Consider the following 23,164-nt stretch of genomic DNA (forward strand, 5'->3'; position numbering starts at 1 on the left):
TTCTTCAAGCTACATCGCTAACCGACAATAAATCCCGGTAACAGTTCATCATTCGCTCCGCCATCGCCTCCAGGCTCAGCCCCTCCACGCTACGCCGGGCGGCTTCCGCCAGGGCTGGCCAGCGCTGATGCGCAGACATCCATTCCGCCACGTTTCCGGCAAGCGCTTCCTCGTCAAAAGCATCGCATGCCCAGCCGTTCTCTCCCTGCCGGACAAACTCGGCCGCGCCGCACTGCTGCGTCGTCAAAACAGGCAATCCGCAAGCAAACGCCTCTACGCATACATTGGGAAAGGGGTCATACAATGTAGGCAGGATGAAAGCATCAGCCATGCCATAAAACGGCCTGACCTCGCCTTGCGCGCCAGCGAAGACCACTCTGGCGTCCACGCCCAGCTTTTCCGCCAACTGGCGGTAGCGAGCCAGCCGCTTGTCTCCCCCCACCACCATCAGCCATACATCTTGATTAGCCAGCAACGCCTTCATGGCCCGCGCCACGCCTTTGCGCTCGAAACCCGAACCGACATACAACAGCAGCGGCGCATCCTCGGGCACGCCCCATCGGCCGCGCATCGCCTGCCGATGCTCGGCGCGGAGACGCGGGTGAAAGGACTGCAGGTCGACCCCGTTGTAAATGACGACGATCTGTTGATCAGTCAGGCCGAAATATTGCTGTATCTCCCGCTTGACCATCTGAGAGTTGCAGATCACCCGCTTCAACCGGGGGTGATGGAACATCTCGGACTCCGCCCGCTGGATATAATGATGGTAAGGGTTGCACCACAATACAAACCGGCCCCATGCCGACATGCCCTGCCGCCGCAACTGCAGCCAGCGCCGGTGAACCCCGTCTCCCGCCCGATAGATGTCGCAACCCGGTATGCGCTCATGCGACTGGACAAGATCGAAGCCCTCCCTCGACCATATCCGCCTGGCTTGCCGGGCGAAGCCCCAATCGCGCCAGACATTGCCCAGATAGGCCCCGCCGACCTGGTAAGCCCTGACGCCCTCCACGGGCTCCCAACGGCGCGCGATCAACGATACTTCCAGCGCGCCCTGATTGCGCAAAGCGGCCAGCGCTCGGCTCACAAAGCGCTCGGCGCCGCCAGCGGGGTTGTATTTCTGACGGACGATGGCCAAGCGTGTCATGCGGGGGAAAACCTCTTGAAATCCGGAAACTAAAAAGCCGGGTTAGATACCCGGCTCTGCATTCAGCATTTGCAGCAGATCCGCTATTTTATCAGGGTCTTCTGATCTAAGCATGCGCGTCGCGATCGGCGCGATCTCGTCCAGATGGCTGGTCAGCACCCGCTGCTTGACCGACAGCAGATTGGCCGGATGCATCGAGAACTTGCGCAGGCCCATGCCCAGCAGCAGCCGCGTCAGCCGCGCGTCGCCCGCCATCTCGCCGCACACCGACACCGGCAGGTTGGCCTTGATGCCGGTCTTGATGGTGTGCAGGATCAGCTTCAGCACCGCCGGGTGGATGGGATCGTACAGATGGCTGACGGTATCGTCGTTGCGGTCGATGGCCAGCGTGTACTGGATCAGGTCGTTGGTGCCGATGGACAGGAAGTCGACGTGCTTGGCCAGGCTGCCGGCCACCAGCGCCGCCGACGGGATTTCTATCATCGCTCCCACTTCGACGTCGTCGGCGTAGGCGATGCCCTCGTCGCGCAACTCCTCTTTCGCGTACGCGAACTGGACCAGCGCCTGCTTCAGCTCCGGCAATGAGTTCAGCATCGGGAACAGCACGCGGATCTTGCCGTGCACCGAGGCGCGCAGCAGCGCGCGCAGCTGGGCGCGGAACATCAGCGGCTCGGCCAGGCACAGCCGGATGCCGGTCAGACCCAGAGCCGGATTCTCCGCCTGGCAGTGATTCAGCCACTTGGGGCTCTTGTCGGCGCCCAGGTCCATGGTGCGGATGGTGACCGGCATGCCCTTCATCGCCGTCGCCACATGGCGGTAGGCCTCGAATTGCTCGTCCTCGGTGGGCAGCGTGTCGCGCCCCAGGAACAGGAATTCGCTGCGGAACAGGCCGATGCCCACCACGCCGGACTCGCGCACCTCTTCCACGTCCTGCGGCCGCTCGATATTGGCCAACAGCTCGATCACCGCGCCGTCGCGGGTGACGGCGTTGGACTTGCGGATCGACGACAGCTTGCGCCGCGCGCCGCGCCAGGCGCGCTGGCGGCGACGGTACTCGGTCAGCACCAGCGCGTCCGGATTGATGATCACCACGCCCTGCTCGCCGTCGACGATGATCATCTCGTCCTCGCGGATCAGCTCGCGCGCGTGATGCAGCGCGATCACCGACGGCAAATCCAGGCTGCGGCCGAGGATGGCGGTATGCGAGGTGGCGCCGCCGACGTCGGTGATGAAGGCGGCGAAGTTGGAGTCCTTGAAATAGACCATGTCGGCCGGCGACAGGTCGTGCGCGACCAGGATGTGGTCGTCGACCAGGTCTTCCGGCGCCGGCAGCTGCGGCGCGTCGCCGTCCAGATTCTTGAAAATGCGCTCGATCACCTGCAGCACGTCGTTCTTGCGCTCGCGCAGGTAGTCTTCCTCGATCGCGTCGAACTGCTCGACTAGATGATCGCATTGCAGCTTCAACGCCCATTCGGCGTTGCAATGCTGCTTCTCGATGATCTCGCGCGGCTCGCGCGAGATGGTGACGTCGCCCAGCAGCATGATGTGCAGCGACAGGAAGGCGCCCAGCTCCGCCGGCGCGTTCTCCGGGATGCTGCCCCACAGCATCTCCAGTTCCTTGCGCGTGGCCTTCACCGCTTCGTCGAAACGCGTCTTTTCCGCGGGAATCTCATCGTCTTCCAGCAGATAGTGCGCGACATCGTCCATGCTGCGCGAAATCAGATGGGCCCGGCCGATGGCGATGCCGCCGCCAATGGCCACCCCGTGCAGGATGATGCTCATTTCCCCCTCCCTGGCAGGCGGGTGTTATTGTGCTGTGCCTGCCGCTGTCTCCGCCCGGAGGCCTGTCCGACCGCCGCCTGCCGTCCACGTCCCGGACGGCCCGCGCATGCCGATCGGCAGCCTCAAGCGGGCTCCCTGAAAGCCGGGGAAATCCGGCCTCCCATCCCTTCGCGTCTCACTCCGCTTCGTCGAAGCGGTTGTTGATCAGCGCGATCAGCGCCTCCAGCGCCTGTTGTTCGTCATCGCCGCTGATTTCCAGCTCGATCGTGGCTCCCTTGGCCGCCGCCAGCATCATCACGCCCATGATGCTCTTGCCGTTGACGCGGCGGTTGTTGCGGGAAATGAAAATATCGCTCTTGTAACGGCTGGCCAGCTGGGTGAACTTGCTTGAGGCGCGCGCGTGCAAGCCCAGCTTATTGATGATTTCGACTTCAGATCGCAGCATTGCCTTCCCCCGGGATTATATAAAGCACGCCTTCCAGGCCGCCGGTGATCGCCTTGCTGACGACGATTTCCAGCGGCTGGCTGCTGTAGCACAGCGCTCGCACCACCATCGGCAGGCTGGCGCCGGCCACCGCCTCGACGCGGCCCGGCCGGATCAGCCGGCTGGCGATATTGGACGGGGTGCCGCCGTACATGTCGGTCAGCACCACCACGCCATCGCCGCCGTCCAGCCCGTCCACCAGGCCCTGCGCCTCGGCCAGCTTGCGTTCCGGGTCTTCGGTCTTGTCAACAGCCATTACCGCCAGATTGTCTGGCTCTCGGCCCAGGATGTGCTTGGCGCAGTCCGCCAGGCTACGTCCCAGGTCCCCATGTGCAATTATCAGAACACCTACCATGCCCGAGTCTTCGATTTGGTGGGCCGGAACCAGTCCGGCCGCTTGATTTGAACCGCGCGGCGACGCCGGACAGACCGGCGCGCCGCGCATCCGCGAAATCAATCTTCCTGAATTGTAACAGCTGAATTCTCGCTGCGGCGGTACCAGGCCAGCTTGTCCGCCAATTCCACCACTTCTCCGACGATGATCAGCGCCGGCGACGCGATGCCGTGCGAGGCCATCAGACCGGGCAGCGTGGCCAAAGTGCCGCACACCGTGCGCTGGCGCTCGGTGGTGGCCCACTCCACCGCCGCCGCCGGCGTGGCCGCCGCGCGGCCGTTGTCGACGAAGGCCTGGCACAGCTCGGCCGCGGTGGACACGCCCATGTACACCACCACCGTCTGTTGCGGGCGGGTCAGCGCCTGCCAGTCCAGGTCTATGGTGCCGTCCTGCTTGTGGCCGGTGACGAAGGTCACCGACTGCGCGTAATCGCGGTGGGTCAGCGGGATGCCGGCATAGGCGGCGGCGCCGCTGGCGGAAGTGATGCCGGGCACCACCTCGAAAGCGATGCCGCTCTCGGCCAGCGTGGCGATCTCCTCGCCGCCGCGGCCGAAGGTGAACGGATCGCCGCCCTTGAGCCTGAGCACCCGCTTGCCCTGCCGCGCCAATTCCACCAGCAGCTGGTTAATGTCGTCCTGCGGCAGCGCGTGATTGGCGCGCGCCTTGCCGACATAGATCCGTTCGGCGTCGCGCCGCACCAGCTCCAGCAGTTCCGGCGCCACCAGCTTGTCGTACAGCACCACGTCGGCCTGCTGCATCAGCCGCAGCGCGCGGAAGGTCAGCAGGTCGGGGTTGCCGGGGCCGGCGCCCACCAGATAGACCGCGCCGGCGCGATCCGCGCCGCCGGCGGCGATGCGCGCTTCCATTTCGACCCGCGCCGCCGCCTCGTCGCCATTCATCACCGCGTCGGCCAGCGGTCCTTCCAGCACCGTTTCCCAGAAGCGGCGGCGGGCGTCGACGTCGGGAAAGCGCGCCTTGACCGCGTCGCGGAACGAGGAACCGAAACGCGCCAGCCGGCCGTAACCCGCCGGGATCAGGCTTTCCAGGCGCGCGCGGATGGAGCGCGCCAGCACCGGCACGCTGCCGCCGCTGGCCACCGCCACCATCAGCGGCGAGCGGTCGATGATGGCCGGGCTGATATAGCGCGACGCTTCGGCGTCGTCGACCACATTCACCAGAATGCCGCGCGCCTCGGCGTCGGCCGCCACAGCATGGTTGACCTCGGCGTCGTCGGTGGCGGCCACCACCAGCCGCAAGCCGTCCAGCAGCGCGGGCGAGTAGCGCCCGGGCAGATGCTCCAGCTCGCCGCTCTCGGCCAGGTCAGCCAGCTCCGGCGCCAGCTCCGGCGCGACCACCCGCAGCAACGCGCCGGCCGCCAACAGCAGCCGCGCCTTGCGCAAGGCCACTTCGCCGCCGCCCACCACCAGGCAGCGCTGCTGCCGCAGCTTGAGAAATATCGGGAAAAACTCCATGCCACACTCCATGCCAGGGGCGATTGCCGCCTTGTCCGCGCGCCGCGCGCCAGGCGCGCCAATATCGTCCAAGCATACTGTATTTGTTGCATAAATACGACGCTAAACCGCGGCAAAGCCGACTCATACGAGGGCCTACGGTTCGCTGATGTCAAAATTCCCGTTTCGATTCGCCGCCGTCGCCGTGGAGCGCAGTTTGATTCCCCGTACCTTTGTCCGCCAATCGGCCATTTCCGCCCTGCTGTGCCTGCCGCTGCTGCTGTCCGCGCTGGCGGCCGACCAGCGCGCGCTGCTGCTGGGCCAGACCGGCTGGCTGGCCGCGCTGTGCTGCGGCGCGCTGTGGCTATACGGCCGGAATCAGCGGCGCAAGGCGCGCGCCACCCTGCAGGATGCCTGCCTGGGATTGCTGGAATTCGATCTGGCGCAGCAATACGTGCGCGGCAGCGTCCACACCCTGCAACGGCTGCTGGGGCTGCCCGCCCATACCCGCGGCATGAATTGCGCGCGCTGGCTGATGCTGCTGCACCCCGAAGACCGCCAGCTGTTCTCCAATCTGCTCCAGCATCCCCCCGGCACGCCGGAAACCGGCTACGAAATGCGCATCCGCCATCACAGCGGCCACTGGGAATGGCTGGAGATGAACCTGCAGCCCACCTGGCGCAACGGCAAGGTGCAGCAGCTGACGGCGATCTGCCGCGTGATCACCGCGCGCAAGCACGACGAAGCGGCGATGCTGCAGCGCGAGCAACAATTCCGCACCCTGGTGGAGAACGCCGAGGACATCATCGCCCGCTACGATCTGGAGCTGCGCTGCCTGTTCATCAACCGCAGCGTCAGCCGCTTCTCCGAGCTGCCGCTGGAAGAGCACCTGGGCAAGACGCCGCGCCAGAAGGGCTGGTCGGACGAGGCCAGCGCCCGCTTCGAGCAGGAATGCCAGCTGCTGATCAACAACTGGGAGGCGCGCCGCTTCGAGCTGGAGCTGCAGCACGGCCAGCAACGCCACATCTTCGAAATCCGCCTGTTCCCCGAGTTCGACAAGGCCGGCATGCTAAAATCCATCCTATCGGTGGATCGCGACGTCACCGCCACCCGCCAGGGCGAGCGGCTGCTGGCCGAGGAAAACGAGGTGCTGGAAATGATCGCCGGCAACCATCCGCTGCCGCAAACCCTTGAACAGATCTGCCAGATGATGGAGTCGCAGCAGCCCGGCGCGATGTGCGCCGTGCTGCTGCTGGAAGAAAACGGCCAGTCGCTGCGCTTCGCCGCCGGCCTGAGCCTGCCGCCGGCCTACCGCAAGCTGTCCGAGCGCGTGGCGGTCGGCCCCAGCGTCGGCTCCTGCGGCACCGCCGCGCACTGGAAGCGCACCATCGTCGTCGACGACATCCTGAACAGCCCGCTGTGGGCGCACGCGCTGCACAAGGTGCAGCCGTTCGGCCTGCGCGCCTGCTGGTCCATGCCCATTTTCTCCAGCGACCGCCAGTTGCTGGGCACGCTGGCCACCTACTACCGCGAACCGCGCAGCCCGTCCCAGGAAGAATTGGCGCTGGCCCAGCGCATCACCCGCATCATCGCCATCGCGCTGCAGCGCGACGGCCACGAAAAACAGCTGTACCGGCTGGCCACTCAGGACGGTTTGACAGAACTGAACAATCGCCGCCAGTTCATCGAGCTGGCCGACCGCGAGATCGAGCGCAGCCGCCGCCACGGCGGCCGGATGAGCGTGCTGATGATGGATCTGGACCGCTTCAAAGATATCAACGACCACTACGGCCACGCCATCGGCGACGAAGTGATACGCCATTTCTCCCAGGTTTGCCGCGAAGTGCTGCGCGCCAGCGACCTGTGCGGCCGCCTGGGCGGCGAGGAGTTCGCCGCGGTGCTGCCGGACACCGGCCTCGACGACGCGCGCCAAGTGGCCGAGCGCCTGCGCGGCCTCGCCTCCTCCGCCAGGCTGGCCACCGTCACCGGCACGCTGGGCTACACCGTCAGCATCGGCGTCGCCGAGCGCCGCGCCGATGAAACCAACATCGATGAAGTGCTGGGCCGCGCCGACAAGCAGCTGTACCAAGCCAAACGCGACGGCCGCAACCGCGTCAGCGGCGCGGCGCTCGCCCATTCGGGCTAGAATGCCGGCTTCAACCGCTCATCCCCGCTTTACCGTGAACCGCTGGCATACCGATTACCTGTCCCATCCGCTGTACCGCCCCGCGCGGCGCTTCGTCCCTCCGTTCGCAGACTGGCCGGACCAGGCCGGCTACGATGCGCTGCGGGACCGCGCCCGCGCCGCCGGCGCGCCGCTGCCAGCCGGCCTGCGCTTCGTCTGCGAACTGGAGCCGGACGCCTATTACGAGACGCATATCGGCGCCACCGGCGAAGTCCCCACCCGCGCGCGAAACTGGCACGACTGGTTCAACGCGCTGGCCTGGCTGGCCTGGCCGCGCGCCAAGGTGGCGCTGAACCGCCGCCACGTCCGCGCGATCGCACGCGGCGAGGCGAAGCGCGGCCCGCTGCGCGACGCCGCCACCCTGTTCGACGAATGCGGCGTCATCGTGGCCGTCGCCGATCCGCGGCTGGGCCAATTGCTGGACGATATGCGCTGGCGCGAGCTGTTCATCGAACGCCGGAACGACTGGGGGCGGCGCATCGCCGCCCACACGCTGGGACACGCGCTGATGGAGACGGGGTTGGCGCCGCACCTGGGCTGGTGCGGCAAAGCGCTGATCATGGAAGTGGAGGCAGGTTTTTTCGAGCTGCCTAGCGAAGAGCAAACGGACAGGCTGGACGCCGAACTGGCCGCGCGGCTGGACGACGACGGCTTTCTCGCCAGCCCGCGCGCGCTATGCCCGTTGCCGCTCCTGGGCATTCCGGGCTGGTGGCCGGACAACGAAGACCCGGCCTTCTACGACAATACCGATTATTTCCGGCCGACCCGCCGCGCCAAATCGGCCACCGTCACCGCCTGAAGCTGGTCGGTCAAGGGCCCCAAAAGTTCGGCCAGGGTCTGGTCCAGCGCGTCGCCGCCGCTGGCGTCGCGGCGGTAGACGAAGATCTGGAACAGGTCCGACAGATTGATGGCCGACGCGCGCCGCATCAGCACCCAGGCGTCGCCATGGCCCTTCTGCACATAGCCGCGCAGCGCCAGCCGGTCCAGCACCAGGCCCAGTTCGTCGTAGCCCACCTTCACCTGCTCCCGCAGCTGGCGCGGCGTCATCGCCTCGCCGCGCTCGTGGGCGGCGTCCAGCAGCAGCAACAATTCCAGCGCGTCCTGGAAGCGGCGGTGCGGCTCGTTGCGGCGGCGCCACGCGCCGCCTTCCCAGTAGGACAGCGCCGAGGTGAACACCGCGCCGGCCAGCACCACCAGCCACAGGCAATACACCCACAACAGGAAGATCGGGACGCTGGCGAAGGCCCCATACACCAGCTGGTAGCTGGCCACCTGGCCGATGTAGAAGCCGAAGCCCATCTTGGTGAGCTCCAACAACACCGCGGTGACCAGCGCCCCCCACACCGCGTGGCGGAACGGCACGAAGCGGTTGGGCACGATCCTATACAGCAGCGCCAGCACCAGCGCGGTCAGCACGATGGTGCCGCCGGCCTCCAGCAGGCTGGCCAGCAGCGGCAGGTTCTTTTCCAGCCGGGTGGCCTTGAACAGCCAGCGCCAGGACAACAGGCTGCCACCCAGCACCAGCGGGCCCAGCGTCAGCACCGTCCAGTACACCATACTCTGCTGCAGCCATGGCCGGCCGCGGCGCACGCTCCAGATCGCGTTGAAGGTGCGCTCGATGGTGGACATCAGCATCAGCGCGGTGACGCCCAGCATCACGATGCCGGCGGCGGTGAGCTTTTCCGCGTTGTCGGCGAACTGGCGCATGTAGACGGTGATCACCTTGCCGGCGAACTCCGGCACCAGCGTCGACAGCAGCATGATCTTGAAGCGCGCGCTGTAGTCGGAAAACACCGGAAACGCCGACAGCACCGTCAGCGCGATAGTGAACAGCGGCACCAGCGCCAGCAGGGTGGTGAAAGTCAGGCTGCCCGAGATCTGCAGCACGCGCAGGCAGCTCATGCGGCGGGCGAGGAAGCGGGCGAAGCCGAAATAGGGTTCTAGGCGTTGGACTTGCATGGCGGCAAAGGTAAAGCCAAAGAGCCGATGAGGCAAGAAATGGCGCTTTGCCCTATCATGCGGCGATCAAAACCGACACACGAGGTCAAGCATGCTAGACATCCTGGTGCTGTATTACAGCCAGCACGGCGCCACCCGCGAACTGGCCCGGCTGATCGCCCGCGGCGTGGACGGCGTGCCCGGCTGCCAGGCGCGGCTGCGCACCGTCCCCAAGGTCTCCTCGGTATGCGAGGCGGTCGAGCCGGCCATCCCCGACGGCGGCGCGCCTTACGTCGAGCGGCAGGACTTGATCGATTGCGCCGGCCTGGCGCTGGGCAGCCCCACCCGCTTCGGCAATATGGCGTCGGCGATGAAGTACTTCCTGGACGGCACCAGCGGCGAATGGATGCAGGGCGCGCTGTCCGGCAAGCCGGCCTGCGTGTTCACCAGCACCTCCTCGCTGCACGGCGGCCAGGAAGCCACGCTGCTGACCATGATGATCCCGCTGCTGCACCACGGCATGGTGATCGCCGGCCTGCCCTATTCCGAAGCCGCGCTGCTCGCCACCCAGACCGGCGGCACGCCTTACGGCGTCAGCCATCTGGCCGGCCCGCAGAGCGACCGGCCGATCAGCGAGCATGAGAAGGCGCTGGCCTTGGCGCAGGGGAAGCGATTGGCGGAATTGGCGGTAAAACTGGCCGAGAAATGATCTGGGGCGCGGGAGCAACCTCAAGCGGCGGACGCCGGGACAAGTGACGCTGTGCGGGCATCGCCATTCCCGGCCTGCTGGAAAGCAGGCAACTTGAAGCGGCTACGGGTCAACGATGTCTCGGACAACGAGACGATCCGCCAGCGGCCAAAGACAAGCGGCCCTGGTTGTCGCGCGCGGCGGAGGCAACGCTCATCAACGCGGCAAGCGCGCCAGGCATAGCGCGGCCAGCCGCAGCCCATGGGCGGCGATTGGTGCAATGACGCGGACTCAAGCTGCTGCGGGAAAGTGCTTGGACTTTCCCCTGCCAAGCCTGCGCGCTCAGCAATGGCAAAGGCATAAAACTTGATCGATCCCGAACCATTCTTATGATAATGTGATATTCCATCAAAATCGCAAGGCTGCTCGCATGAAGAGCTTGGAAATCCATCTGATACGCCGCCCCGCCGGCATCCCTACCGCCGATCTATTCGCTCTCGAAGAAATTCCGCTTCCCAAGCTTCAGGCCGGACAAGCGCTTATTGAAAACCTGTACTTATCCGTTGATCCCTATATGCGGGAGTGCATGGATCTGGAAGAAGAATGGCCATTGCATGCCCCGCTGGAAGGCCGCAGCATAGGCCGCGTCATCGACGCCGGCAGCAGCGGCCTGAATGTCGGCGAGCTGGTCTTCCATCGCGAAGGCTGGCGCAGCCATGCGGTCGTGGCAGCGGAGGAGCTGCGGGTATTGAAGGAATATCGCGGTGTTTCTCCCAGCGCCTTCCTGAGCATTATGGGAGGCACCGGACTCACCGCCTATGTGGCGCTTACCCGTATCGCCAAACTGCAGGCTGGCGAAGACATCTTCGTCTCGGCGGCTGCCGGCGGCGTCGGCAGCGCCGTCGCTCAATTGGCCCGGCTAATGAATGCAGGCCGCCTGATAGGCAGCACCGGTTCCCCGGCCAAGGCTCGCTATCTGACCGAAACGCTGGGCTATGACGTGGCGATAGATTATCGCAGCCAAGACCTATCCCAAGCCCTGGGCCAAGCCGCGCCGGACGGTTTTGACATCTATATCGACAATGTCGGCGGCAAGCATCAAGAGGCGGCGATCCGACATATCCGCGAGAATGGCCGGATCACCTGGGTAGGCGCGGTTGGGCAATACAACCATTCGGAATCACCCGAGCTGGCGCGCAATCTCTACGATATCGTGGGGAAAAGCCTGCGGCTGGAAGGCTTTCTGGTACGAAACTACCGCCACCTGCAAGACGAGCTGGAAGCCTTCATCGTTCCGCATCTGCAATCGGGCCGGCTCCAGCCGCAGCAGACTGTCAGAGAAGGGCTGGAAAATATGGCCCAAGCCTTTGTCGACATGTTGGCAGGATCCAACCAAGGCAAAATGCTGATCAAACTGGCTTGATGAAAAACGCCGCGCTTCGCCCCGGTCTCGGAGCGCGGCGCGGCTCTATTCATGGCGTTTTCTCAAACCCGGGTATCGATTACCGGCTTCACCTTGCCGCTGACGCTGTTGCGCGGCAACTCTCCCTCTCCCAACGACTCGACAATCACTTCCAGCTGAGCATTGATGTCGGCATCGCCGCGCAAGGTCTCGAAACGCTCCAGCAGATGCAGGCGCATGGCGTCCGCGTCGGCGCGCTGCGGCGACTCCGTGCGCAAGATCAGCGATTCGCAGCGCGCGACGCTGGCGATCTCCACTTGCAATAGAGAAACGCCAAACGGCTGCAATGACTCGAGCAGTTCGCTGTACAGCACCGTATTGGTCTGAATCTTGATCAGGCCATCGCTGCGGCCGATATAGTCCAATACCCGCCCCGACGCGCCGCATGCGCAATCTTCGTGGACGATGCGGCCGTAATCGCCGATGCGGTAGCGGATCAGCGGACCTTCCTGTTTCTGCAGGCTGGTGATCAGGATATGGCCCGGCTGGCCATCCGGCAGCGGCTGGCCGTCGTCATCGACGATCTCCAGCAGATTGTAATCGTCGCACAAGTGATGAAGGCTGCCCTTCAGGTGGCCGCACTGGTAGCCGATCTGCGCGCCGTCGTTGGCCGCCAGAACGCTGGTGATGATTTGCGCGCCCAACTCCTCGCGCAGCCATTGCTTGTCCACCTCCGCCATCGGCGTGCCGCCATACAGGATTTTTTCCAGCCGCAATTGCGGGCGCTGCGCCTTGGCTTCGCGCAGCAGAGGCAGGATCAACGCGGGAATGCCGATGATGGCATTGGCCTGGAAGCAGTCGGTCAACATCAGCAGAGTATCCAGCGTAATCGCCTGGCCGGTGCTGTAGGTTTCCAGCGGCATGCGGGAGAATTCGCAGATGGTTGTCGTGAGCCCTCCGTACATGGCGCCGCCATACAGCGTATTGATCAGTTTATCGCCGCGCCGCAGCCCCAAAGAATAGAACAAGGGAATCGCTTCGCGAATCATATTGTTCCAATCCGTCTGCGAATAAACGATGTAACGCGGCTGGCTGGAGGTGGCGCCGCTGCGCAGCACTTCGCCGCTGGGCGCGGCGCCGCTGCACAGGTTTCGGCTGAATGGCAGCGACTGCGCCTCCAGCGCGGCCTTGTCCAAAATGGGCAATTCGCGCAAGGACTGCGCGCCCTGGATATCGGGCAAAGCCAGGTAATGCGGCGTGCGCTTGGCCTGTTGCACCAGATAGCGCAATTTCGCGTCCAGCCTCGCGCGCGATCCCTCCTCCCCCTGTTCGGCGCGCGCGCGCGCCAAGGTCACGCCAGGGCGGTGGCGGCGACGGTAAAGCTGCCCCAGCCACGCGTCGTGGCTATCCAGTTGCCAGACGCGGGACAAGCAATCCGCAGGCGATGGCTGCGCCGCTCCGGCCAACACCAATTGCCGCTCCGCCTCGCCACCGGCAGGCGCGGCGATCTCGCTCCAGCCCTCAGCCGGCGATTCGCCTTCCAGCGCCAGATCCGGCACGCTCACCGCTAAAGCCGGCGCCGGCGCGGCAGCCGTCCCGGAAGCTATGCGCGGCAACGGCCAGCCTCCCGCGTTCAACAATGCCGCCAATCCCAACCAGAAGGCCGGCCGCTGGCTGCGGATGTATACCTCATTGCCGAAAGCCAACGCCCAGATCAAGCCGCGCAGCGTGCTGGCGGCCACGCCATCCTCCAGCGATACGCTTCCCGCCGGCAGCCATTCGGACACATCGTTGCTATGCGGATGGGCCTGGAATGGATATTGGGCGACGCCGTCCAGCAACGCGTCCAGCGCCTCCTGGAAGGCCTCGGCATCCAGCAGCGGGGCGAGCTCGGTCAATTGATGGCTGGCCAGCAAGCCTTCCCAATCCGGGCGCTGACGGTCGAGCGAGCCCAGCGCCAGCAGCAAATCGCTTGGGAAATGAATCATGTCGGTTTCCTGTCTATTTGGATGCGTTGCATGCAATCGCTGAGAAAAGCCGCCAGGGCCTGGGGAGTTTCCGCCGAGGCCTCGACAAACACCGGCACCTGCCATTCGTGGTAAGTGATGTTCTGGTTCAGCGCCTGGCCGGCTGGCAGGGTGTGCAAACGATCCACCCTGCGGTCATTGGCCAAATCTTCCGGCACGCGCAGGTCCGCCTCGCCTTCTCCCAGGTGATGGCCGGGGAAAACCAGCCAGCCATGGAAACGGCCGCTGCCGGGCTGCGGCTGCGGCCTGGGCAGCCCGAGGCGGATGGCGATTTCATGGCTGGGCAGATGAATGCCGCCATGCCGCCAATGCGCGTCGACCACCCCCGCCCCGCCCATGCGGTTCGCCACCTCCAGGAAAACCAGCCGCTGATCGGCGGTTTCAAAAAACTCCAGATGCAGACAGCCGTCGCGGATGCCCAGGGCTTGCACCACATCCGCGGCAAAAGCGAGATGGCGCGGATCCGTCGGCAGCTGATAGGAGCCGAGCGGATGCCCTTTGGCAAAATCGACAGGCTTGTTGAGATAGCGGCTGACGGTCAGATCAAGCAGCTGGCCGGCTTGCACCAAACCATCCGCGTGATGGATGCTGCCTTCTATGTATTCCTCCAGCTGCCAGTCGTCGCCATCCTGCAGCTCGGCAAAGGCGGTCCAAGCCTGATCCCGCTCAGGGAAAATCATCACCCCGTCGCTAGAGGCGCCTTGCCGCGGCTTGAGCACCGTCTTGCCTTGCCAGTCCGGCGCGGCCAAATCCTGCGCGGGAAAGAAGCGCGGAAAGGCGATGCCAGAGCCGCGCAGCGCGGCCTTCATCGCCACCTTGTCGCGCACTCGCTGCAGCATGGCCAGATCGTCGCCCGGCACGCCCAAATGCAGGCGCACCCGGTGCGCCTCCAGAATGCCGAATTCCGATAAAGACAGCACCGCCTGGTAACCATCCTGCGGCGAGGTCCGCCGAATGACGCCTTCGGCTAAATCCTCGCCCTCATCCAGCAACAGGCGCTGCGCCCGCAATGAGGCGGGCAGATCCGCCATCCGCGCCGGATAGCCGATATACGTGATGTCATGCCGCTCATGATCCAAACCCAAGTGGTACTGCATTTTGGGATAGGGCACTTGGTGGATGATCAGGATTTTCATGCTTGGTACTCCACTGCGCTAATGCCCCAGCTGAAACCCATCGCGCTGCTGGCCAGCAAGATCAGATCGCCGGCCTGCAGCCGCTGGCCGCGCTCGAGTTGCTCCAGCGCGATCAAGGTATCCGCGCTCCCCATATGGCCCAGCCGGTGATAGTTGAAGACGGTGCGCTCCTCGCCCAGGCCCAGCCGGTCCAGCAAGCTGCGATGCATGTCTTCGTCGCCATGGTTGATAAGCAGATAGCGCACATCGGACATGGACTTCCCCAGCGCCGCCAGCGTGCGCTGGACCAGCGCGGCGAAATTATCCAGGTAGGCCTGGGCCAGGCCGCGGCGATGCGGCTGCCGCTCGATCCGGACCTTGCCGTCCCGCCAGGCGCCGGCATAGTAATCCACCCACTCCGGATCGGTTCGCATGGCGCTATGCAACAGGCGATATCGCCCCTCACTCTTCTTCACCAATACCGCCGCCGCCGCATCGCCAAAATTGAACAGCGACAGCGAATCGGCGCTGTCGCGGTCCACTAGACGGCTGAGCTGATCGGCGGTGACCACCAGCACCAGATCGGCGCGGCCGGCCTCCAGCTTGTCGCAGGCCAGGCTGATCGCCGTCCAGGCGGCATTGCAAAAATTGGTGACCTCGAAACAATGGGCACCATGAATGCCGATGGCCTGGGCGATTTTCGCCGCCGGAGACCAAAACGGCTGGTCCCAACAGCCGGTGCCGGCATAAATGACATGGCTGATCTGGTCAGGCGCGACGCCCTCTCTGCGCAGCAGGTCGCTAGCCGCCTCGGCGGCCAGCTGCCAGCTTTGCTCTGCGGCGTCCAAGGCCGGAAATCCATCGCAGCGGGTGATGTTCAGCACCTCGTCCAGCGGCGCTCCGCTGGACAGATGCAACTGCCTGGCATCGACTCGGCCCTGCGGATAGCGTATGGCCGGCGTAACGATGCCCGGCATCAGGCGCGCGCCTTGATGCTGGCCCGGTGAACCGTGCGGCTGAACCCCGGCTCAATGGCCGTGGCGGCATGCAGCGCAACGCGGGTCTTCCAGATCAGCAGGTCGCCCGGCTGCCAGCGATGGACGTAAACATGCTCAGGGTCCTGCGTCAGTTGATCGATCAGATCGAGAAACTCATCGCTGCTGGGCCGATCCAGCCCCACAACCGCATCCACATATTCCTTGGACGCATAGAGATAGGGGTCGCCGGAGTCCTGATCGATCTGCACCAAAGGATGCAGCACATTGGGATGCTCTTGGGCGATCACCTCCTGCAGCTCCGCAACCGACAAGCCGACATGCTCTGCGCGGATGCGGAAACGCTTGCTGACGGTATGGCGCGCTTGCAAGCCCGCGATGCGCTGCTTCCACTCCTCGGGAATGCGGCGATACACATCAATGGCGCTGGCAAACAGCGTGTCGCCGCTGCGCGGCGGGATATTGATGCCGTACAACATGGTGTAAGCCGCGGGGTTCTGCGTAAAAGTGGAATCCTGATGCCAGAAATTGCCAACACGCGCCACGCCCAGCGGCTTGCCGTCTTGCACTTCGTTAGACGAGATCATCAACTCGGGATGATCCGGGTGGTGATAACGGCTCATCACGAACGGCACCGGATGGCCGAACTTCCGCGCCAGGGCCAGCTGCTGCGCCGGCGTCAGCTGCAAGCCGCGGATCACCAGCAATTGATGCTGCTGCAGCGCCTGCTCCGCTTCGGGAAACAAAGCATCGGACAAAATATCGTTGAAGGTCGCGCCGGTCAGTTCAGCGCCGATAGTCGGGGAAAGCGGGGTGAATCGCATGGTGTCGTGTCTCCGGAAGCCATCAGGCCAGGCAATGTTTCAGGGCTGCAACAAAACGCTGAATCTCTTCATGACTGCGGCGAGGCCCAACGGTCAGACGGAAGCGTTCCCCGCCTCGCGGCACGGAAGGGTAGTTGATCGGCTGCACATAGATATCAAACTCTTCAAGCAAGCGCCGAGCGACTGCTTTGATGCGCTCCGCCCCCGCCACCGGCACCAGCACCAGGTGGCTTTGAGCCGGCAGATAGGGAACTCCCGCCGCATCCAGCTGCGCGCGGAAGTAAATGACGTTGTTGTGCAAGTCCTGCACCAGCTGCCGGTCCGCGCGCACTCTCTCGAAGCTGCATAGCGTGGCATCCAACAAGGCTTGCGGCAGAGCGGTGGTGAAGATGAAACCAGGCGCGCTGGAGCGGACAAAATCCACCACCGAGGCCGGACCGGCGATATAGCCGCCCAGGGTGCCCATGGCCTTGCCGAATACGCCTTGAATGAATGTGGCCCTGGTTTCCTCTATCTCCTCGCAAAGACCGGCGCCGCTTGCGCCATACAGGCCGATGGCATGGGTTTCGTCCAGGAAGGTCCAGGCTTGATAACGATCCGCCAAATCCAGGATGGCCTGGATTGGCGCGACATCGCCGTCCATCGAATAGATCGACTCGAAAACGATCAGCTTGGGTTGCGATAGCGGCACGCTGGCCAACTGCTTTTCCAGCGCCTCCACGTCGTTATGCGGGAAAATGAATTTCTGGCACGGATGACGGCGTATGCCCTCGATCAGCGAGCGGTGATTCAAGCTGTCGGAAAATATCGCCAGATCAGGCGCGGCGGCGATCAAGGTGCTCAAGAACTCGAAATTGGCGGTATAGCCGCCATTGAAAACCAATGCCTGCTCCTTGCCGTGCCATTGCGCCAGCTGACGCTCCAGCTCGACATGGGAAATGCTGGTGCCGGCTATATTGCGGGAGCCGCCAGTGCCCGAGCCGTGCAAGGCCGCGGATTCGCGCAAGCGCTCTATCACTTGCGGATCCTGGCTCAGCCCGAGATAGTCATTGCTGCACCAAACCTCAACCTGACGTTGCTGATAGCGCGTAGTGCCAGGATGGCTCGCATCATGCTCGCAGGGCATGAAACTGCGGTACAGGCCTTCCGACTTAAGCTGCGTCAGTCGATTTTCAAAAAGGACGCGCAGTTCCCGGTCCAAGTTCAGCTCAATCGTAGCGTTGTCAGTGCTCATCACAGACTCCCGTCATATGGATTTTTGGATTGCCGATCATGCGTTTCCTGATTGACGGCGCCACGATAATGACAAATGCAAGTACAGTCAAATATAAAATTCGTATTAGATAATTATCTTGACGGACCTTCTTTGCATGGATACACTCCGCGCAATGCAAATGGCATCAAATATATAAATTATGTCAATATTCAAAAACCGTTCAGCAAAGAGCCTTTTATTCGCGATTCTGTGCTCCAGCATTGGCGTTGGCGTGCATATCCTCGCAATGGGACAGTTGCTATTCGAACTAACTGGCAGCATTACCGCCATGGCAACGATTTTGAGCTTCCAGGGCTTGGGAGCCATCTGCGTTTTGCCCTTTGCCGGTCCGCTGGTCGATCATCTGGATGCTAAAAAGGTTTATCTGGCGTGCGACCTGTCCCGCGCCGTTACCATGGCCATCATCATCCTGCTGGCCGCCTCCAGAATAGATGGCATGGTCCTGCTGATTACCATGGCCGCGATCTTTCTCGCATTGATAGACAACGTCCATCGCAGCGCCTTATTCAAATTCACGGCGCTGAATATTCCAGATGAATTGCAGGGGGAGTTAAACGCCAAGATCGGGGTAATGTTTCAAATTGGCGTCTTGAGCGGCATGGCATTGCTCGGGATCATCCTGTATCGCTCCAGCCCTATTTACGCGCTGATTTTCGATGTCCTGGGCTCGTTGATTTCCGCGTGGATCATGGCCCGGCAACCGTCGGCCTCGGCAGTTACGCGGCACAACGCAACGCAACCCAGCTGGCGGCCTGGCGCGCTGTTGCAGCAAGTGCTGCATGGCTGGCTGCGCCTGCTTAAGCAAGCAGCGAAACAGACGACCGTGCTGATCATGCTGGCGCTTTGCTCTGCAGACTTCATTTTGTCCTACAGCCTCAACGTATTGGTCGTGCCCTTGGTGGCGAAATATTACGCCGGCGCGAGCTGGCCTATTTCCGCCATGGAAGGAACCATGGCGATCGGCATGATCGCGGCCTCATTCTTCACTCGGCACACCTTGACGCAAAAAATGCTGCCGGTCTGGCTATTTCTGCAAGCCGGCTCGACTTTGCTGCTATCGTTCGCAACGACTCCGCAGTGGCACTTCGCCGCTTTCTTCATCGTTGGTTTCGCCAGCCTGAACAGCATCACCTGGCTTTTAACCGCCCTGCAACGGCAAGCCTCGGAAAGCGACAAAGGGAAAATGGCCTCGTTACGCTTGCTTTCGATCGGGGTGGGAACCGCCGTCTCCATGCCCGTGGTCAGCAATATGTCGCACGTGTCCTTCACCTTCGCCTTGCAAGGGTGCGCGCTCATCATGATGTGCTTTTTCATTCTATCGCTATGGGTTGCCTACCGATTTCAGCCTATCCGCGCCTGAAACCACATAGCCATCAACAAAACCCCGCCAATCGGCGTCCTTGGCGGGGGGTGCTTATCTCCCCCAGCCAAATATCGAAATGGGGATATACCCCCCGGCCAGGAAGGCCGCACTCTTTAAACACATGCATATGGCAAGAATCAGGAATCAGATTTTGAAATCAAAACTCAATTCCATAACGGTTCATATCGCAATAGTACGCAACCAATAAAACCAAAACTTGCTCGCCCGCACTCTTCAGCTTTATTTCCTGGCCGCGTGGCTTCCATTCGAAACCTGGGAAAAGCGCGAAACTTTCCCCTCAACCCGTCCCTGACAGGAGCCCCTTCATGAAGGCCTCGCCGTCCCTGTTGTTTCTCATTGCGCTCATCGCCATGCCCGCGCCAGCCGCCGTCATTCCTGCCGGCGTCAGCTTGGCGGAGCGCCAGGAACTAACCCGCAGCAACGGATCGGAACCCGCGACGCTCGATCCGCAACTGGCGGAAGCCCTGCCTGACAATATGATCACCCACGACCTATTCGAAGGTTTGACCTCGATAGACAATGCCGGCCATCTTCAAGCCGGCTTGGCGACGTCATGGGAGAGGAAAGGCTCGAATACGTGGATCTTCCATCTGCGCCCGGATGCGCGCTGGAGCGACGGCGTCCCCATCCATGCCTCCGACTGTGTCTACAGTGCCCGACGATTGCTGGATCCGGCCTTGCACTCGCCTTACGCCAGCGGCTTTGGCAGCGTGCTGAAGAACGGCCAGGCGGTAGCGGATGGAAAAATGCCGCTGGATGCCCTCGGCGTGCGGGCACTGGATGACAATACCGTTGAGTGGGTTACGGCCTACCCCGTGGCGATCTTTCCCGAGTTGCTGGCCAATGCGCAGTGGGGACCGGTACCCCGGCATACGATCCAACAATGGGGCAAAGACTGGCTCAACCCAGGCAAACTGGTTTCCAGCGGAGCCTTCCGGCTAAGCGCATGGACGCCAGGACAAAGCATCGTTCTGGAAAAGAATCGGCAATACTGGGATGCCGCATCGGTCGTATTGCAACGGGTGAACTATCTTCCGGTGGAGGATTTGAACCAAGATGTCGCGCTCTATTTCGCAGGCAAAACCGATTTCGTATTCCAGCTGCCGCCAGGCGACTTCAACAAGCTGCGACTATCCCATCCCGATGAAGTCAAGAATAGCCCGCTGCTGAGCTTGCGCTATTTCAGCCTCAATCTACGGGACCCGCTACTCCGCGATGCGCGAGTGCGGCAGGCTTTGTCCATGGTGGTGGACCGCGACAAGCTGGCGCAATCCATCACCGCCGATGGCCAGTCCCCTGCTTACAGCGTGATCCTGCAGGGGCTGAGAGGCGCGACGCCGTCGCGCTACGACTGGCAATCATGGCCTATGGCCCAAAGAGTGGCGACCGCCAAACAGTTGCTGCGAGATGCGGGCGTGGCGCCGCATACCCCATTGCGGATGATTTACAACACCAGCGAATACCAGAAAACCTTAAGCGAGTATCTCGCCAGTGAATGGCGAACCAAGCTGGATCTGGATGCCACGCTGGAATCCACCGACTACCCCACCCTGATGCAGAAGCGGCATCAAGGACAATTCCAGATCGCCCGCAATGGCTGGACGGCGGATTATAACGATGCGATCTCCATGCTCAGCATCGTGCGCTGCGGCGACGCCGAGAATGTGTCCGGCAGTTGCAACCAAGCCGCCGAAGCCTTGATCGAGCGCGCCAACCTCTCGTCAGACTCAGAACAGAGAAACACCCTGTTATCAGAATCCAATCGCCTGATCATGCAGGACTACTCCATTATCCCCTTGCTGCAGTATTCCGACTCCCGCCTGGTAAAACCTTATGTGGGCGGCTACGGCCAGAATCCGCTGGGACGATATCGCAGCAAGGACATCTATATAACCCTCCATTGACGACATCCAAGCCGCTATCGTTCTTACGTCGCCAGAACCAAAGCGCGATTTACGAAAGCGCGAAGAAGCTGCTCGGCGGCGCGCCCAGCTCGCGCTTGAACATGGTGGCGAAGGCGCTGGGGCTGGCGTAGCCCAGGTCCAGCGCCACCTTCAATACGCTGTCGCCGCAAGCCAGCCGCTGCAGCGCCAGCATCAGCCGCGCCTGGCGCCGCCACTGGCCGAAGCTGAGGCCGGTTTCGCGGCGGAAGCGGCGCTGCAGCGTGCGCGGGTCCAGCGCCAGCTCGCGCGCCCACTCGGCCGCGCCGCGCGCGTCGTCCGGATGCACGAGCCACACGTCGCACAGCTGGCGCAGCGCGGCGGATGCCGGTTGCGGCAGCGACAGCGGCAGCACCGGCGCTCGGCCGATTTCCGCCAGCAGCAGATCCATCACCTTCTCGTCGCGCGACCCGGACTGGCAAACGCGCCCCACCGCCACCGCGGCCACGATCAGCTCGCGTAGCAGCGGCGACACCTCCAACACGCAGCAATCGGCAGGCAGGCCCTCCAGCCGGTCGCCGCGCACGTAGATGCTGCGCATCCGCACCGGGCTGACCATGCTCACCTGGTGCCAAGTGCCGATCGGCAGCCAGATGGCGCGCGTCGGCGGCACCACCCACTGGCCGCGCTCGGTGCCGACCAGCATCAGGCCCTCCACCGCGTACAACAATTGGGCGGTGGGATGGCGGTGGCGTTCGGTTTCCTTGCCGGCCGGGTAGTCGCGCGGCTTGCCCACCACCGGCTCCTCTCCCAGGTCGAACTCGTCTCGGGGCTCCAGGCTGTCCACTCTGCCTCTTTCGATAAGATGGTTGCCTCATTTTCGCAGGACTGGCGGGAATGTGCTTGCTAGCATGGTTCCACCACCCCGAATGAGTATCGCACGATGACCACCAGCAGTCCCACGCTCGCCGCCCCGCAGGACACCCGCTTCCGCGTGCTCGGCGCGATCAGTTTTTCCCATTTTCTCAACGACATGCTGCAGTCGCTGCTGGTGGCGCTATACCCGCTGCTGAAGGGCAACTACCACCTCAGCTTCGCCGAGATCGGCCTGATGACCTTCACCTACCAGTGCACCGCCTCGCTGCTGCAGCCGCTGGTGGGCATCTATACCGACAAGCGTCCGCAGCCCTACTCGCTGGTATTCGGCATGAGCTCGACGCTGATCGGCCTGCTGTTGCTGTCCAGCGCCTCCAGCTTCCCGCTGCTGCTGCTGGCCGCCGCGCTGGTGGGCACCGGCTCGTCCATCTTCCATCCGGAATCGTCGCGGGTGGCGCGGATGGCGTCCGGCGGCCGTCCCGGCCTCGCCCAGTCCATCTTTCAGGTGGGCGGCAACGCCGGCAGCGCCACCGGACCGCTGCTGGCGGCGTTGATCGTGATTCCGCTGGGCCAGCGCAGCGTGGCCTGGTTCGGCCTGGCCGCGCTGCTGGCGATGTACGTGCTGTTCCGCGTCGGCCAGTGGTACGCGCATCAGCAGCGCCAAGCCAAGAAAGCCAGCGTCGTCGCCGCGCCCGACCTGTCCTCCGCCCGGGTCAAGCTGACGCTGCTGCTATTGCTGCTGCTGGTGTTTTCCAAGCATTTCTATCTGGCCAGCATCACCAGCTACTACACCTTCTACCTGATCCACCATTTCCAGGTGGGCATGCAGTCGGCGCAGCTATATCTGTTCCTGTTCCTGTTCGCGGTGGCCGCCGGCACCGTGCTGGGCGGCCCGATCGGCGACGCCATCGGCCGCAAGCGGGTGATCGGCTTCTCCATCCTGGGCGTGGCGCCGCTGGCGCTGGCGCTGCCGCACGCCAACCTGTTCTGGACCGCCGCGCTGTCCATGCCCATCGGCTTCATCCTGGCCTCGGCCTTCCCGGCCATCTTGATCTACGCTCAGGAACTGCTGCCGGGCAAGGTGGGCATGGTGTCCGGCATGTTCTTCGGCTTCGCCTTCGGCATCGGCGGCATCGGCGCCGCAGTGCTGGGCGAACTGGCCGACCTCAGAGGCATCGAATTCGTCTACCAGCTGTGCGCCTTCCTCCCCTTGCTGGGCATCGCGGCGGTGGCGCTGCCGGACCTGCATCGCAAGGCCAGGGTTTGACACCGTCCGGCGGCGCGCCGGATACTGCGCGGCATTGAAAACCCAAGCG

At 63.4% G+C, this 23,164-nt stretch carries 19 protein-coding genes; 7 read left to right on the forward strand and 12 right to left on the reverse strand.

Features of this window, described 5'->3' with window-relative positions; genetic code table 11:
• Nucleotides 1–4: 4 nt before the first annotated feature.
• From ACX17K_RS03575 to cysG, 5 genes are all read right to left on the reverse strand, one after another.
• Nucleotides 5–1,147 (reverse strand): glycosyltransferase family 4 protein, encoded by a 1,143-nt coding sequence (locus ACX17K_RS03575; RefSeq protein ID WP_493773724.1) that lies wholly within the window; start codon nt 1,145–1,147, stop codon nt 5–7.
• Between the two features lie 42 nt (nt 1,148–1,189).
• Nucleotides 1,190–2,929, reverse strand: coding sequence for a phosphoenolpyruvate--protein phosphotransferase (gene ptsP / locus ACX17K_RS03580; RefSeq protein ID WP_493773725.1), 1,740 nt, complete (start codon nt 2,927–2,929; stop codon nt 1,190–1,192).
• A gap of 175 nt (nt 2,930–3,104) precedes the next feature.
• Complete coding sequence (locus ACX17K_RS03585; protein WP_221663951.1) at nt 3,105–3,374, reverse strand: HPr family phosphocarrier protein; 270 nt, start codon at nt 3,372–3,374, stop codon at nt 3,105–3,107.
• The gene (locus ACX17K_RS03590; protein ID WP_493773726.1) at nt 3,361–3,858 is read right to left on the reverse strand and encodes a PTS sugar transporter subunit IIA; all 498 of its coding nucleotides are present in this window, start codon (nt 3,856–3,858) and stop codon (nt 3,361–3,363) included. Before ACX17K_RS03590 ends, ACX17K_RS03585 begins: the two co-directional genes overlap by 14 nt.
• An 8-nt stretch (nt 3,859–3,866) precedes the next feature.
• Nucleotides 3,867–5,279, reverse strand: coding sequence for a siroheme synthase CysG (gene cysG / locus ACX17K_RS03595; RefSeq protein ID WP_493773727.1), 1,413 nt, complete (start codon nt 5,277–5,279; stop codon nt 3,867–3,869).
• Nucleotides 5,280–5,475: 196 nt separating this feature from the next.
• On the opposite strand from cysG, the gene ACX17K_RS03600 reads away from it, so the two are divergent.
• Both ACX17K_RS03600 and ACX17K_RS03605 read left to right on the forward strand, forming a co-directional pair.
• Nucleotides 5,476–7,404, forward strand: coding sequence for a sensor domain-containing diguanylate cyclase (locus ACX17K_RS03600; RefSeq protein WP_493773728.1), 1,929 nt, complete (start codon nt 5,476–5,478; stop codon nt 7,402–7,404).
• A gap of 34 nt (nt 7,405–7,438) precedes the next feature.
• On the forward strand, nt 7,439–8,242 hold the full coding sequence (locus tag ACX17K_RS03605; protein WP_493773729.1) for a DUF3025 domain-containing protein: 804 nt from the start codon (nt 7,439–7,441) through the stop codon (nt 8,240–8,242).
• On the opposite strand, the gene ACX17K_RS03610 is transcribed toward ACX17K_RS03605, so the two are convergent.
• Entirely contained in the window at nt 8,194–9,402 is a 1,209-nt protein-coding gene (locus ACX17K_RS03610) for a YihY family inner membrane protein (protein WP_493773730.1), read from the reverse strand. The two genes, ACX17K_RS03605 and ACX17K_RS03610, sit on opposite strands and share 49 nt — an antisense overlap.
• Before the next feature lie 91 nt (nt 9,403–9,493).
• On the opposite strand from ACX17K_RS03610, the gene wrbA reads away from it, so the two are divergent.
• Nucleotides 9,494–10,090, forward strand: coding sequence for an NAD(P)H:quinone oxidoreductase (gene wrbA / locus ACX17K_RS03615; protein ID WP_493773731.1), 597 nt, complete (start codon nt 9,494–9,496; stop codon nt 10,088–10,090).
• Nucleotides 10,091–10,499: 409 nt separating this feature from the next.
• Nucleotides 10,500–11,492: an NADP-dependent oxidoreductase gene (locus ACX17K_RS03620; RefSeq protein ID WP_493773732.1), complete on the forward strand. Its 993-nt coding sequence runs from the start codon at nt 10,500–10,502 to the stop codon at nt 11,490–11,492.
• Nucleotides 11,493–11,554: 62 nt separating this feature from the next.
• On the opposite strand, the gene ACX17K_RS03625 is transcribed toward ACX17K_RS03620, so the two are convergent.
• The 5 genes from ACX17K_RS03625 to hemA are packed head-to-tail and all read right to left on the reverse strand — an operon-like array spanning nt 11,555 to nt 17,666.
• Nucleotides 11,555–13,459 (reverse strand): phenylacetate--CoA ligase family protein, encoded by a 1,905-nt coding sequence (locus ACX17K_RS03625; RefSeq protein ID WP_493773733.1) that lies wholly within the window; start codon nt 13,457–13,459, stop codon nt 11,555–11,557.
• Nucleotides 13,456–14,634 (reverse strand): ATP-grasp domain-containing protein, encoded by a 1,179-nt coding sequence (locus ACX17K_RS03630; RefSeq protein ID WP_493773734.1) that lies wholly within the window; start codon nt 14,632–14,634, stop codon nt 13,456–13,458. The genes ACX17K_RS03625 and ACX17K_RS03630 overlap by 4 nt, the downstream gene beginning before the upstream one ends.
• Nucleotides 14,631–15,590, reverse strand: a complete 960-nt coding sequence (locus tag ACX17K_RS03635; protein ID WP_493773735.1) for a 3-oxoacyl-ACP synthase III family protein — start codon at nt 15,588–15,590, stop codon at nt 14,631–14,633. The genes ACX17K_RS03630 and ACX17K_RS03635 overlap by 4 nt, the downstream gene beginning before the upstream one ends.
• On the reverse strand, nt 15,590–16,432 hold the full coding sequence (locus ACX17K_RS03640; protein ID WP_493773736.1) for a TauD/TfdA dioxygenase family protein: 843 nt from the start codon (nt 16,430–16,432) through the stop codon (nt 15,590–15,592). The genes ACX17K_RS03635 and ACX17K_RS03640 overlap by 1 nt, the downstream gene beginning before the upstream one ends.
• A gap of 22 nt (nt 16,433–16,454) precedes the next feature.
• On the reverse strand, nt 16,455–17,666 hold the full coding sequence (hemA, locus tag ACX17K_RS03645) for a 5-aminolevulinate synthase (protein WP_493773737.1): 1,212 nt from the start codon (nt 17,664–17,666) through the stop codon (nt 16,455–16,457).
• 181 nt (nt 17,667–17,847) lie between these two features.
• Between hemA and ACX17K_RS03650 the strand changes: the two genes are divergently transcribed.
• Both ACX17K_RS03650 and ACX17K_RS03655 read left to right on the forward strand, forming a co-directional pair.
• The gene (locus ACX17K_RS03650; protein WP_493773738.1) at nt 17,848–19,068 is read left to right on the forward strand and encodes an MFS transporter; all 1,221 of its coding nucleotides are present in this window, start codon (nt 17,848–17,850) and stop codon (nt 19,066–19,068) included.
• A gap of 329 nt (nt 19,069–19,397) precedes the next feature.
• Nucleotides 19,398–20,996, forward strand: a complete 1,599-nt coding sequence (locus ACX17K_RS03655; protein WP_493773739.1) for a peptide ABC transporter substrate-binding protein — start codon at nt 19,398–19,400, stop codon at nt 20,994–20,996.
• Between the two features lie 49 nt (nt 20,997–21,045).
• Here ACX17K_RS03655 and ACX17K_RS03660 read toward each other — a convergent pair whose 3' ends face one another.
• Entirely contained in the window at nt 21,046–21,819 is a 774-nt protein-coding gene (locus tag ACX17K_RS03660) for an AraC family transcriptional regulator (protein WP_493773740.1), read from the reverse strand.
• A 96-nt stretch (nt 21,820–21,915) separates the two neighbouring features.
• On the opposite strand from ACX17K_RS03660, the gene ACX17K_RS03665 reads away from it, so the two are divergent.
• Entirely contained in the window at nt 21,916–23,115 is a 1,200-nt protein-coding gene (locus ACX17K_RS03665; protein ID WP_493773741.1) for an MFS transporter, read from the forward strand.
• Nucleotides 23,116–23,164 lie beyond the last annotated feature (49 nt).

Source organism: Chromobacterium sp. INPA-IVC (assembly GCF_059047085.1).

What these genes read in the sequence shown, in the direction of transcription:
- ACX17K_RS03625 (WP_493773733.1), bottom strand. Translation starts at nt 13,459, where the DNA reads ATGATTCATTTCCCAAGCGATTTGCTGCTGGCGCTGGGCTCGCTCGAC.
- ACX17K_RS03635 (WP_493773735.1), bottom strand. Translation starts at nt 15,590, where the DNA reads ATGCCGGGCATCGTTACGCCGGCCATACGCTATCCGCAGGGCCGAGTC.
- ACX17K_RS03620 (WP_493773732.1), top strand. Translation starts at nt 10,500, where the DNA reads ATGAAGAGCTTGGAAATCCATCTGATACGCCGCCCCGCCGGCATCCCT.
- ACX17K_RS03575 (WP_493773724.1), bottom strand. Translation starts at nt 1,147, where the DNA reads ATGACACGCTTGGCCATCGTCCGTCAGAAATACAACCCCGCTGGCGGC.
- ACX17K_RS03610 (WP_493773730.1), bottom strand. Translation starts at nt 9,402, where the DNA reads ATGCAAGTCCAACGCCTAGAACCCTATTTCGGCTTCGCCCGCTTCCTC.
- ACX17K_RS03585 (WP_221663951.1), bottom strand. Translation starts at nt 3,374, where the DNA reads ATGCTGCGATCTGAAGTCGAAATCATCAATAAGCTGGGCTTGCACGCG.
- cysG (WP_493773727.1), bottom strand. Translation starts at nt 5,279, where the DNA reads ATGGAGTTTTTCCCGATATTTCTCAAGCTGCGGCAGCAGCGCTGCCTG.
- wrbA (WP_493773731.1), top strand. Translation starts at nt 9,494, where the DNA reads ATGCTAGACATCCTGGTGCTGTATTACAGCCAGCACGGCGCCACCCGC.
- ACX17K_RS03655 (WP_493773739.1), top strand. Translation starts at nt 19,398, where the DNA reads ATGAAGGCCTCGCCGTCCCTGTTGTTTCTCATTGCGCTCATCGCCATG.
- ACX17K_RS03640 (WP_493773736.1), bottom strand. Translation starts at nt 16,432, where the DNA reads ATGCGATTCACCCCGCTTTCCCCGACTATCGGCGCTGAACTGACCGGC.
- ACX17K_RS03665 (WP_493773741.1), top strand. Translation starts at nt 21,916, where the DNA reads ATGACCACCAGCAGTCCCACGCTCGCCGCCCCGCAGGACACCCGCTTC.
- ACX17K_RS03650 (WP_493773738.1), top strand. Translation starts at nt 17,848, where the DNA reads ATGTCAATATTCAAAAACCGTTCAGCAAAGAGCCTTTTATTCGCGATT.
- ACX17K_RS03590 (WP_493773726.1), bottom strand. Translation starts at nt 3,858, where the DNA reads ATGCGCGGCGCGCCGGTCTGTCCGGCGTCGCCGCGCGGTTCAAATCAA.
- ptsP (WP_493773725.1), bottom strand. Translation starts at nt 2,929, where the DNA reads ATGAGCATCATCCTGCACGGGGTGGCCATTGGCGGCGGCATCGCCATC.
- hemA (WP_493773737.1), bottom strand. Translation starts at nt 17,666, where the DNA reads ATGAGCACTGACAACGCTACGATTGAGCTGAACTTGGACCGGGAACTG.
- ACX17K_RS03630 (WP_493773734.1), bottom strand. Translation starts at nt 14,634, where the DNA reads ATGAAAATCCTGATCATCCACCAAGTGCCCTATCCCAAAATGCAGTAC.